The 11,942-nt window shown below is 51.2% G+C and carries 10 protein-coding genes; 3 read left to right on the plus strand and 7 right to left on the minus strand.

The features are described from left to right. Positions 1-2: 2 nt before the first annotated feature. Both JC793_RS10195 and JC793_RS10200 read right to left on the minus strand, forming a co-directional pair. Entirely contained in the window at positions 3-308 is a 306-nt protein-coding gene (locus JC793_RS10195) for a LapA family protein (protein ID WP_015422730.1), read from the minus strand. Positions 309-494: 186 nt separating this feature from the next. Then, a complete protein-coding gene (locus JC793_RS10200; RefSeq protein ID WP_218426137.1) occupies positions 495-1,229 on the minus strand; it encodes a phosphatase PAP2 family protein in 735 nt (244 codons plus the stop codon). Between the two features lie 200 nt (positions 1,230-1,429). Here JC793_RS10200 and ribA point away from each other — a divergent pair, with 200 nt between their 5' ends. After that, positions 1,430-2,038, plus strand: a complete 609-nt coding sequence (gene ribA, locus JC793_RS10205; RefSeq protein ID WP_024473150.1) for a GTP cyclohydrolase II — start codon at positions 1,430-1,432, stop codon at positions 2,036-2,038. 75 nt (positions 2,039-2,113) lie between these two features. Here ribA and acnA read toward each other — a convergent pair whose 3' ends face one another. The 4 genes from acnA to topA all read right to left on the minus strand — a co-directional run bounded on the left by acnA (position 2,114) and on the right by topA (position 9,294). Next, on the minus strand, positions 2,114-4,786 hold the full coding sequence (gene acnA, locus JC793_RS10210) for an aconitate hydratase AcnA (protein WP_218426138.1): 2,673 nt from the start codon (positions 4,784-4,786) through the stop codon (positions 2,114-2,116). A gap of 146 nt (positions 4,787-4,932) precedes the next feature. After that, entirely contained in the window at positions 4,933-5,340 is a 408-nt protein-coding gene (locus tag JC793_RS10215; RefSeq protein ID WP_182108181.1) for a hypothetical protein, read from the minus strand. A 22-nt stretch (positions 5,341-5,362) separates the two neighbouring features. Next, positions 5,363-6,337 (minus strand): HTH-type transcriptional regulator CysB, encoded by a 975-nt coding sequence (gene cysB, locus JC793_RS10220; RefSeq protein ID WP_046893425.1) that lies wholly within the window; start codon positions 6,335-6,337, stop codon positions 5,363-5,365. A 368-nt stretch (positions 6,338-6,705) separates the two neighbouring features. Further along, complete coding sequence (topA, locus tag JC793_RS10225) at positions 6,706-9,294, minus strand: type I DNA topoisomerase (RefSeq protein ID WP_166707921.1); 2,589 nt, start codon at positions 9,292-9,294, stop codon at positions 6,706-6,708. Positions 9,295-9,581: 287 nt separating this feature from the next. Between topA and JC793_RS10230 the strand changes: the two genes are divergently transcribed. Beyond that, positions 9,582-9,833 carry a YciN family protein gene (locus JC793_RS10230; RefSeq protein ID WP_046893426.1) on the plus strand — a complete coding sequence of 84 codons (252 nt, stop codon included), beginning with the start codon at positions 9,582-9,584 and terminating at the stop codon, positions 9,831-9,833. Between the two features lie 87 nt (positions 9,834-9,920). Here JC793_RS10230 and sohB read toward each other — a convergent pair whose 3' ends face one another. Then, positions 9,921-10,973 (minus strand): protease SohB, encoded by a 1,053-nt coding sequence (gene sohB, locus JC793_RS10235; protein WP_046893611.1) that lies wholly within the window; start codon positions 10,971-10,973, stop codon positions 9,921-9,923. Between the two features lie 179 nt (positions 10,974-11,152). Here sohB and JC793_RS10240 point away from each other — a divergent pair, with 179 nt between their 5' ends. Next, a complete protein-coding gene (locus JC793_RS10240) occupies positions 11,153-11,935 on the plus strand; it encodes a YciK family oxidoreductase (RefSeq protein ID WP_218426139.1) in 783 nt (260 codons plus the stop codon). Positions 11,936-11,942 lie beyond the last annotated feature (7 nt).

Raw genomic sequence — 11,942 nt, forward strand, 5'->3', positions numbered from 1 at the left:
GCTTATTCCTTAGTGGTGTCCCGCAGCGCAACCGAACCGGAAGACTGCACCGTCTGGTCAGCTTCCAGACGCTTGATCCGGTGCCGGGCACGTGCCAGCGATAACCGCAGACGTAAATAAAACAGACCGCAGACAATCCAGCCCAGCACGAAACCGATACCAAACAGCACGGCCAGCAAGGTGGATACAGAATACTGTCCCTGCGCAATCAGATAATTAAATGTGACTACCTGATCGTTATTTGCGCCCAGTGTCACCGAAATGATGAAAACCACCAGTACAAGGATAAAAATCAGAAAATATTTCACCGGCGTTCCTATTATCAGGCTTGCATTTCACGCCTGCTCCTTGCAGACGCACTAACCCCTTAAGTTACCATTTACCCCGGGGAGAATAAAAGTAATTTGTTGTGTTCCCGAGTTTTTTTCGCTTTTCTGCCGGTATCCGCACAGATTACCGGCAACCGGTTCCACACCGCCCATAATAACATGATTTCAGGCCAGTGGCGGCGGCTGCATGCCATTTTGATCCTGTTTACTGAGCCAGAGGAAAAACAGCCCTGCCAGTATTGCATTAATAATCACCGACATAATGATATCGGACGGCCAGTGCATCCCCAGCGCCAGCCTGCTGTACTCTGCCAGAATGCCCCACAGCAGGATCACGCCGGCCAGCCCGCGGCGTCCCTGAACACTGAAAAATACAAAGAGTATCAGCGCCCAGGCACTTGCAAACAATGCATGACCGGACGGAAAAGCATAACCGGTTTCACTTTTCCAGTGTTTCAGCAGCCAGCCCGGTACGCGGTAATGATTTTTAAGAGTATTTTTCAGCAACTGCGCCCGCTCCGGCCGGGAAAGGTCATAAAACACTTTCTCTGATGCAATACCCTGTTGTGCCAGCCAAACCACATAAGGCCGCGGCTCCTGAAGCGTGTTTTTCATCGCCACTTTCACGCCCTGCCCGGCGGCCACAACCACCAGAATGGCGGCGGCTGCACGCAGTGCCTGTTTTTTGCTGCCGCGATACAAACGGACAAACAGAAAACAAAAGATGAGTGATACGATGATTCCCGTCGGATACGCCGCCGTGTCAGTCAGATACCGCAGGCCGCGCAGCAGGTCATCGTCACCCGATGGCTGCCAGCGCCAGCCGGTCAGCAGTGTCACCAGCGGTACCAGCATCAGTAATATGACAGCGGCGATAAAGGGTTTTGTCAGGTTTTTCATCCGGGTTAAATCATTCCGTTAAAAATAAATATTATTTTGTCAAACTGATGTACTACTATGGTCATGTTCAGTTATTTGACCCGGAAAAGAAATGTCAGTTTCACTTCCCGGGCAACGCAGATAATAACATCGCCAATACGATTATGTGCGTTTAAATAAAGATATTTATATCAATGAGTTAATAAATCATGAATAAAGAGTTGCAGTTAAAACGTGTCGCACAGGCAAAATTACCTACCCCGTTCGGGGAGTTTTTAATGGTCGGATTTGAAGAAATCGCCACCGGTCACGATCACGTGGCGCTGGTGTTCGGTGATATCAGCGGTGATGAGCCGGTGTTATCCCGTGTCCATTCGGAATGTTTAACCGGTGATGCTCTGTTCAGCCTGCGCTGTGACTGTGGTTTCCAGCTGGAAGCCGCGTTAAAGCAGATCTCAGAAGAAGGCCGTGGTGTGTTGCTGTATCACCGTCAGGAAGGCCGTAATATTGGTCTGCTGAATAAAATCCGTGCCTATGCGTTACAGGATACCGGGCTGGATACCGTTGAAGCAAACCAGAAGCTGGGATTTGCACCGGATGAACGTGATTTCACGCTGTGTGCTGATATGTACAAATTACTGGATGTGCACGCCATCCGCCTGCTGACCAATAACCCGGAAAAAGTCGAGATTCTGACTCAGGCCGGTATCAACATTACTGAACGTGTGCCGCTGATTGTCGGCCGTAATCCGGCTAATGCCCATTATCTGGATACCAAAGCGGAGAAAATGGGACATATGCTGTGCCAGTCTCCGGGCTGTAATCACTGATTCACCTGCAAAAAGTAAAAACAGAAAAGCGCGGCAAAAATACCGCGCTTTGTTTTTTTATCCGCCTGACTAACGTTACGCCAGCATCTGGCGGATCACATAACAGAGGATGCCGCCGTGGCGGTAATATTCCAGCTCAGTCTGCGTATCGATACGGCACAGCGCATTCAGTTCAGTCACCCGTCCGTCTGCATACGTGATTTTCACCGGCACAATCTGTTTCGGTGTGACGCTGTCCAGGCCGCTGACATCAATCAGTTCATCTCCGGTCAGCCCCAGTGTGCGGCGATCCGTTCCTGCCGGAAACTCCAGCGGCAGAATCCCCATACCGATCAGGTTGGAGCGGTGAATGCGTTCATAGGATTCCGTCAGCACCACTCTCACACCCAGCAGATTGGTTCCTTTCGCCGCCCAGTCACGGCTGGAGCCGGAACCGTACTCTTTACCTGCAATCACCACCAGCGGCGTTCCTGACGCCTGATAACGCATTGCGGCATCAAAAATAGCCAGTGTTTCCCCGGTCGGTATATGACGGGTAAATCCGCCCTCTGTGCCCGGCACCATTTCATTGCGGATGCGGATATTGGCAAATGTCCCGCGTACCATCACTTCATGGTTACCGCGTCGCGAGCCGTAGGAGTTAAAATCGGCCGGTTTCACACCGAGTGCCTGTAAATAACGTCCCGCCGGACTGTCTGCTTTGATATTCCCCGCCGGAGAAATATGGTCAGTGGTCACAGAGTCGCCGAGGATCGCCAGGATACGCGCCTGTTTCACATCTTTCACCGGTGCCGGTGCAACCGGCATGCCCTCAAAATACGGCGGATGGCGGATATAGGCGGAATCCGGCTGCCACTGGTAAGTCGGGGTATTTTCCACCGGCAGTGACTGCCACTGCTCATCTCCGTCAAAGACTGCGGAATACTCTTTGCGGAACATCTCCGTTTTCACTTTTTCCACCGCGGCGGCGATCGCGGCATTATCCGGCCAGATATCTTTTAACAGCACCGGCTTGCCCTGTTTATCATAACCCAGCGGATCGGTTTCGAGATTACAGTGCAGATTACCGGCCAGTGCATAAGCCACCACCAGCGGCGGAGACGCCAGCCAGTTGGTTTTCACCAGCGGATGGATGCGCCCTTCAAAGTTACGGTTACCGGATAACACCGCACCGACCGTCAGATCATGACCTTTGATGGCAGTTTCAATTTCCGCATCCAGCGGTCCGGAGTTACCGATACAGGTAGTACAACCATAACCGACAAGATTAAATCCCAGTTGATCCAGATATGGCGTGAATCCGGCAGCATTCAGATAATCGGTTACCACTTTCGAACCCGGCGCAAGGGACGTTTTCACCCACGGTTTACGGGTCAGCCCTTTTTCTGCCGCATTTTTTGCCAGCAGACCGGCGGTCATCAGTACACCCGGGTTCGATGTGTTGGTACAGGACGTGATAGCGGCGATCACCACCGCGCCGTCTTCAAGGGTAAAATCGTCACCGTGCAGAGAAACCGGAACCTTCGCCGCCGGTGATTTTTTATTCAGTTCCAGATCAACCGCAGCCTGAAACGCGCCCGGCACCTGCGCCAGCACGACTCTGTCCTGCGGACGTTTCGGTCCGGCGAGGCTGGTCTGCACCTCCGCCAGATCCAGCGCCAGCCCGGAGGTAAAGCGCGGCTCATCGCCCTCGTGACGCCACAAGCCCTGTGTTTTACAGTAAGCTTCCACCAACGCGATTTCTTCATCACTGCGGCCGGTCAGACGCATGTAGCCGAGTGTGACATCATCCACCGGGAAGAAACCGCAGGTCGCGCCATACTCCGGTGACATATTAGCGATGGTGGCACGGTCAGCCAGCGGTAACTGCGCCAGACCGTCCCCCCAGAACTCAACAAATTTGCCCACCACACCGTGTTTGCGCAGCATTTGTGTCACTGTCAGTACCAGGTCGGTAGCCGTGATCCCCTCACGCAAACGGCCGGTAAGTTTAAAGCCGACCACATCCGGGATCAGCATCGACACCGGCTGTCCGAGCATAGCCGCTTCCGCCTCAATACCGCCCACACCCCAGCCCAGCACCCCGAGGCCGTTAATCATCGTGGTGTGGGAATCTGTCCCGACCAGGGTATCCGGATAGGCATAGGTTTTACCGTCACGGGTTTCATACCAGACTGATTTCCCGAGGTACTCGAGGTTAACCTGATGGCAGATCCCGGTACCCGGCGGCACCACACGAAAACGGTCAAATGCCTGCTGTCCCCAGCGCAGGAAGCGGTAGCGTTCGTTATTACGTGACATTTCAATCGCCACGTTATCGGCAAATGCCTGCTCACTGGCATACTCATCCACCATCACCGAGTGGTCAATAACCAGGTCGACCGGTGACAGAGGATTCACCTTGCTTTCCTCGCCGCCCAGCACACGGATAGCCTGGCGCATCGCCGCCAGATCGACTACGGCCGGGACACCGGTAAAATCCTGCATCAGGACACGGGCAGGCCGGAAAGCGATTTCATGGTCAGCCGAGCCGGTTTTCTGCCAGTCAATCAGCGCCTGTAAATCACGCACCTGTACGCTGTCACCGTCGAGATTACGCAACAGGTTTTCAGCCAGAACTTTCAGGGATTTAGGGAGTTTACTGATATTGCCGAGCTGTTCTGCCAGGCGGGAGAGATCATAGATATGGTAGTGCTTTCCGCCCGCCGTCAGCAGGGTTTCACACTGTTGCTTTAAGGTTAACGACATAACGCCTCCACACAGAGTGTACGGGTTAAACAGGTATCTTCCTTATTATTTTCATTATAAAGATACCATATTCCCGTATTCTTTGCGGGGTCAGCCACACAAATTGTTAATTCAATGTAACTAAAACTAACAATTTTGCAGGATAATTAATCCGGGCTGTACGCCGTGATAACCCGGGTTCCCTGCCCGTCATCCTCAAATGTGATCGTATCCAGACCACCGTTAAATAACTGAGTCACCGTCAGGTGATTGTTACCCTGCCATTTATATTCCAGACTGACCGTATCACCATAATCCGTGAAAGCGCGATCTGTGCCCGGAGTCAGTTTTTCTGTCAGGTTTTTCGGTTCTCCGGTTGTGCTGCGGTAGATCCCGTAAGTCTGCACCAGATTACTGTTTTTGTAGTAACATTCATCTGTTGAATCATAGCTTTCCGGGTCACGCACCGTTTCTTTGCAGACGGGTGCGGCCGGTGTTGCGGATGCAGAAACTGCCGCCGGAAACAACCCGGCAGCAAGCAGAACAACACCCGTCAGTACGGATAATTTTGTCATCAGTTCCCCTGATAATGTGTATTCAGACGATCGGCAGCGAAATGTCTTTAAACATAGCTTCGATGTCTTCATTATTACGCAGCGCAATCGCTTTATCCACCACATCCCGCGTCAGATGCGGTGCGAAACGCCACATAAAATCATACATATACGTTCTCAGGAAACTGCCGCGCCGGAAACCGATTTTTGTGGTGCTGTAACTGAATTTATCCCGCATATCGATACTGACGAGGTCTTTATCGGTCTCCGGGTCAACCGCCATGCTGGCAATAATCCCGATCCCGAGCCCGAGGCGGACATAGGTTTTAATCACATCCGCATCCGTGGCGGTAAAGACCACTTTCGGCTTCAGCCCCTGTTTTTCAAAGGTGTTGTCCAGTTCTGAACGCCCGGTAAAACCGTGGGTATAGGTGACAATTTCATATTCCGCGATATCAGCGATGGTCAGATCACGCCGCTGCGCCAGCGGGTGATCACGGCGGACTACCACAGCCCGGTTCCACCGGTAGCACGGCAGCATAATCAAATCGTTGTACAAATGCAGCGCTTCTGTCGCGATAGCAAAATCGCTGTTGCCCTTGCAGACATCCTCTGCGATCTGTGTCGGCGTCCCCTGATGCATATGCAGAGAAACGTGAGGATAACGCTCGATAAAGCCTTTAATCACCGGCGGCAGTGCATAACGCGCCTGGGTATGCGTCGTGGCGATACTCAGCGTTCCCTGCTCCGGATAAGTGTGTTCGCTGGCAACCGCTTTGATGGCATCAATTTTTGCCAGCACCTCGCGGGAGATACGGATAACCGACTCCCCGGCAGGTGTCACATGCGTCAGATGTTTACCGCTGCGGGCAAAAATCTGCATACCCAGCTCATCTTCCAGCATCCGTATCTGCTTACTGATACCGGGTTGTGATGTGTACAGCCCCTCAGCAGTCGAGGAGACATTCAGATTGTGATTAACCACTTCCACAATATAGCGCAGCTGCTGTAATTTCATCCGCTTATTCCTTTCCGTGCAGGTTTGACATTGCTTACTTCTTTTTCATCTTTATTATTACTAAAAAGAATAAGTGAGCAAATTGTTATAACGTTATTCTATTCTTCGACGATATAACAAAAACTGCACTGACACCAGTCAAAATATAACAGGCTAATACCCTTATACAGCGCTTCGCGCGGAAAAGTACGGAAAATCGCGGCCCCCTCTTCTTAGGCCGTTTTCATCAATGCTTATAACAAAAAGCTATTAATCACTGTCTGCCGTACAATACACCGTCAGATCACTGTTTCCGGCATAAAAAAACCGGTCAGGAAAATTCCTGACCGGTTTTTATTATTGTGACAGCAGAACGTTATAACGACAGATTATTTGGCTTTCTCAACCCATTTGCCGTCGATATAGAATGCAGACCAGCCGGTCGCTTTGCCGTCTTTATCGGATGCCACATACTGCTGTTTGGTTTTACGGCTCCAGCGGACCGTTGTCGGATTGCCGTCCGGATCAGCGACCGGCGCATCAGCCAGGTAACGCATTTTCTCAGACAGGCGATCTTTAAAGCGAACCAGTTCTGCCACCTGAGGTGCACGGGTTTCCCGTGATTTCGGGAAGTTATGTGCCGCCAGGAAGATACCGGCTGCACCATCACGCAATACAAAGTATGCATCTGACTTCTCGCACGGCAGTTCCGGTAACGGGACCGGATCTTCTTTCGGCGGAGCCACTTCGCCGTTACGCAGAATTTTGCGGGTATTTTTACATTCGTCGTTGGTACAACCCATGTATTTACCGAAACGCCCCATTTTCAGGTGCATTTCAGAACCGCATTTTTCACACTCAACAACCGGGCCGTCATACCCTTTAATGCGGAATTCACCCTCTTCGACTTCGTACCCTTCACATTCCGGGTTATTACCGCAGACATGCAGTTTACGGCTGGTGTCGATCAGGTAGCTGTCCATCGCGGTGCCGCATTTCGGGCAGCGGCGGCGGGCACGCAGTGCATTGGTTTCCGCATCATCCCCTTCAAGGATATTGAGGATTTCATGTTCCGGGATCAGGTTGATAGTCTGCTTGCAGCGCTCTTTCGGCGGCAGTGCATAACCGGAACAACCAAGGAATACCCCGGTGGAAGCAGTACGTATCCCCATCGGACGGGAACAGGTCGGACAAATGATCGAGGTGATGATCATCGGGTTCGTCCGCATGCCGCCTTCTTCCGGATCTTTGCCCGCGTTATCCAGCTGTTTGCTGAAATCGGCAAAGAATTCATCCAGGACGGATTTCCATTTCGCTTCATTGTTGGCGATATGGTCGAGCTGGTTTTCCATCCGCGCGGTAAAATCGTAGTTCATCAGTTCCGCAAACGTTTCTTCGAGACGATCGGTGACAATCTCACCCATTTTCTCGGCATAGAAACGGCGGTTTTCCACTTTCACATAACCGCGATCCTGAATGGTGGAAATAATTGACGCATAGGTGGACGGACGCCCGATACCGCGTTTTTCCAGCTCTTTAACCAGCGACGCTTCACTGAAACGCGCCGGCGGCTTGGTGAAGTGCTGCACAGGATCGATCGCTTCACGTGTCATGATTGTCCCCGGTGCAATCGCAGGCAGGGTATTATCTTCATCATTCTTACGCAGCGCAGGCATCACTTTGGTCCAGCCGTCAAAACGCAGCGTGCGTCCTTTGGCTTTCAGTGTGAAATCGCCCGCTTCCGCGGTCAGTGTGGTGGAATCGTATTTAGCCGGTGTCATCTGACACGCGACAAACTGACGCCAGATAAGCTGATACAGGCGGCGTGCATCCGGCTCCATATCCTTAAGCATCTCTTCCGTTACTGCGATATCAGACGGACGGATAGCTTCGTGCGCTTCCTGGGAGTTCTCTTTGTTGCTGTACAGATTCGGTGAGGCAGGCAGATATTTATCACCGAAATTCTCAGTGATATAGTCACGCGCCATCGTAATAGCATCCTGGCTCAGGTTGGTGGAATCGGTACGCATATAAGTGATGTGACCGGCTTCATACAGACGCTGTGCCATCATCATGGTTTTTTTCACACCAAAGCTCAGGCGGGTACTCGCGGCCTGCTGAAGTGTGGAGGTAATAAACGGTGCCCCCGGCTTGCTGGACGTCGGACGGTCTTCACGGTCAGTAATTTTGAAGGTGGCAGCCTGTAACTTGCTGACAGCCGCCAGTGCCTGTTTCTCATTGACTGCTTTAAAGGTTTTTCCGTTTTCCTGCGCGACTTCCATGCGCAGCTGATCGTTTTTATCAGACAGCAGTGCGTGGATCTGCCAGTATTCTTCCGGCACAAACGCTTTGATTTCGCGCTCGCGCTCAACAATCAGACGCACTGCGACGGACTGCACACGACCGGCAGATAAACCACGGGCAATTTTCTTCCACAGCAGCGGAGAAACCATATAACCCACAACGCGATCCATAAAGCGGCGCGCCTGCTGGGCATTCACCCGATCAATATTCAGTTCGCCCGGCTGCTCAAACGCCTGGCTTATCGCATTTTTGGTGATTTCGTTAAAGACAACCCGGCTGAAACGACTGTCGTCACCACCTATCACTTCCCGCAGGTGCCACGCAATGGCTTCCCCTTCGCGGTCAAGGTCCGTTGCGAGATAGATGTGTGATGCATCGGCGGCCAGGTGCTGTAACTCAGAAACAACCTTCTCTTTACCCGGCAGAATCTGATAATTCGCTTCCCAGCCGTGGTACGGGTCAACACCCATCCGGCTGACCAGCGCTGTGCGTTCGTCTTTTTTAACTTTTTTCGTTTTATCGCCTGCAGCAGCGGGTTTACGGCTCGCTGAACCACTCGTCGGCAGATCCCGGATATGACCGACGCTGGATTTCACCACGTAGTCTTTGCCGAGATACTTGTTAATCGTTTTGGCTTTTGCCGGGGACTCCACGATGACAAGAGCTTTACCCATAATTATCATTACCTAAATTTTCGGGGCGATTATAAAAACGCCAATTTTTGCGTCAAATACACTGCCTTTTATATTGAGGCACTTTCGTAATAGATCAACTCTTTTTATACTAATGCTTTGTTTCAACTCAAAACATCTGTCAGGAAATGATGTATTTTTAATATCGCCGTCACCGGAGTGTATTACGCAAATAGTCTTCCCGCCAGTTTGCGGGGCTCTTGAAAAGTTCACACTCTACCTGATAAATAGTGATGCGCAACAAATTATTTTTCAAAGGAGTTCACAGAATGCAAAAAGAAACCATCGCCATCAGTAAGCCAGAGCTGTTAGAAAAAGCCAATAAAATCATACAGGAACATGAGGATTTTCTGGAAGGCATGCAGGCTGATGATGTTGAACAGAAATCCGGCGTATTGGTTTTTAAAGGTGAATACTTTTTAGACGACCAGGGCCTGCCGACACTCAAAAGTGCGGCCGTCTTTAATATGTTTAAACATCTCGCTCACGTTCTGTCAGAACAATATCATTTGGCAGATTAACCGGAGGCCGCCGGAATAATCACCGGCAGAATAATAATCTGCAAAGAATAACGGCAGCTTTCGCTGCCGTTATTTATACTGCGCCGGTTATTTTCCGACCGGTCCGTTCCCGCGCTGCCACCAGCGGAGAATAAGACGGTCCGCGCTCATCATCACACTCTGGGTGATTTTATCGATAAGACGCTTACGGCGGAAATAACGTACCTGAATAACTTCGTGATCCGGAATTGCCGCAACAATTAAATCATCACTCACTGCCAGTTCATCAACCAGTCCCAGCTCTTTCGCCTGAGTACCGTACCAGTGCTCACCGGTCGCCACTTTTTCAATATCCAGGGACGGACGGTTCTGAGAGACAAAGTTTTTGAACAAAACGTGCGTTTCATCCAGCTCCTGGCGGAATTTCTCACGGCCTTCATCGGTATTTTGTCCGATGAATGTCAGCGTGCGCTTATATTGACCAGCAGTATGCATTTCCACATCAATATCATTTTTCTTCAGCAGACGATGGATGTTAGGCACCTGAGCCACCACACCAATCGATCCCAGGATGGCAAACGGTGCCGCCACAATTTTATCCGCCACACACGCCATCATATAACCACCGCTGGCTGCAACTTTATCCACCGCGATGGTGATACGGATATTTTTCTCGCGCAGACGGGTCAGCTGAGCTGCTGCCAGACCATAGGCATGTACCAGTCCGCCCGGACTTTCCAGACGCACCAGGACTTCATCCAGGCCCGGTTCGGCCACAGACAGAATAATCGTGATTTCCTCGCGCAGCGATTCCACTTCGTGAGCATCCAGGCTGCCTTTAAAATCGACCACATAGATGCAGGATTTGCGCAGGCGGGTCTGCCCGTTTTTGGCGTTATTTTTGTCTTTTTTATCTTCGTTTTTCTGTTGTTTTTTAAACGCTTTATTCCAGACTTTCTGCTCTGCTTCGCTCATGCGCGCATGTTGCATTTCACGCTGTCTGTCACGGTAATTTTCACCCAGATCAGTCAGACGTAATTTACCTAAAGACTGCCCTTTACGGATACTGAGCATGACAAAAAACACGACAATGGCAATGATTGCCAGAACAATAGTTACGGTTTCCGCAAGAAACAAACCGTATTGTGAGAGAAACTCCACCGGCACACCTTAATGCTGTTAAATTGAATGGAGCTATTTTAACTAAAAAATTTGATAAATGCTCAACTAGTTTTGTAACCCTTGATGGCAATCACGCCCTGAGGACGGTATGATGAAAACGGATTCACACCCTCTCAGAGATGTGATATCCGTCCATTCGTTTTTCCGGAGTTATCACCATGCATAATAATGATGTATCCCGCTTTTCCCCGTCCTCCCCTGATGCACTGAAAAATAAAATCATACTGATAACCGGTGCCGGTGACGGAATCGGCCGTGAAGCCGCCCTGACCTATGCCTGCTACGGTGCGGAACTGATTCTGACCGGCCGGACAGAATCCAAATTACAGGCTGTCCGCGATGAAATTGCCCAGCGTTATAAAACAACACCCCGTATCTTTCATCAGGATTTGCTGACGCTGACAGAAGCGCAGGGCCGTGAGTTTGCGGCGATGCTGGAACAGGAAATTCCGCGTCTGGACGGTGTGCTGCACAATGCCGGAATTCTGGGCGTGGTCGCCCCGTTCACAGAACAGCCGGCAGCGTTATGGCAGGATGTGATGCAGGTGAATGTCAACGGTACCTTTATACTGACACAGGCACTGTTACCGCTGCTGCTGAAATCCCCGCAAAGCTCGCTGGTATTCACATCATCAAGTGTCGGCCGCGAAGGCCGTGCCGGATGGGGGGCGTATGCCGTCTCCAAATTTGCCACTGAAGGTATGATGCAGGTTCTGGCGCAGGAATATGAAGGTACCGGCCTGCGCGTCAGCTGCATTAACCCCGGCGGCACCCGTACATCCATGCGTGCGGGCGCATTCCCGGATGAGGCGTCAGAAAAACTGAAAACCCCGGCGGATATTATGCCGACCTATTTATATGTGATGTGTGACGACAGCGCCGGTAAGAACGGGATCAGCTATGATGCGCAGCCGGGCCGCAAAGCCGGACCGGCGGAGTAACAGAAGA

It is taken from the genome of Morganella morganii (assembly GCF_019242955.1).
GTDB lineage: Bacteria > Pseudomonadota > Gammaproteobacteria > Enterobacterales > Enterobacteriaceae > Morganella > Morganella sibonii.

Bases quoted from the DNA above. Each gene is read 5' to 3' on its own strand.
- JC793_RS10200 (WP_218426137.1), bottom strand. From the start codon at position 1,229: ATGAAAAACCTGACAAAACCCTTTATCGCCGCTGTCATATTACTGATG.
- acnA (WP_218426138.1), bottom strand. From the start codon at position 4,786: ATGTCGTTAACCTTAAAGCAACAGTGTGAAACCCTGCTGACGGCGGGC.
- JC793_RS10215 (WP_182108181.1), bottom strand. From the start codon at position 5,340: ATGACAAAATTATCCGTACTGACGGGTGTTGTTCTGCTTGCTGCCGGG.
- cysB (WP_046893425.1), bottom strand. From the start codon at position 6,337: ATGAAATTACAGCAGCTGCGCTATATTGTGGAAGTGGTTAATCACAAT.
- topA (WP_166707921.1), bottom strand. From the start codon at position 9,294: ATGGGTAAAGCTCTTGTCATCGTGGAGTCCCCGGCAAAAGCCAAAACG.
- JC793_RS10230 (WP_046893426.1), top strand. From the start codon at position 9,582: ATGCAAAAAGAAACCATCGCCATCAGTAAGCCAGAGCTGTTAGAAAAA.
- JC793_RS10240 (WP_218426139.1), top strand. From the start codon at position 11,153: ATGCATAATAATGATGTATCCCGCTTTTCCCCGTCCTCCCCTGATGCA.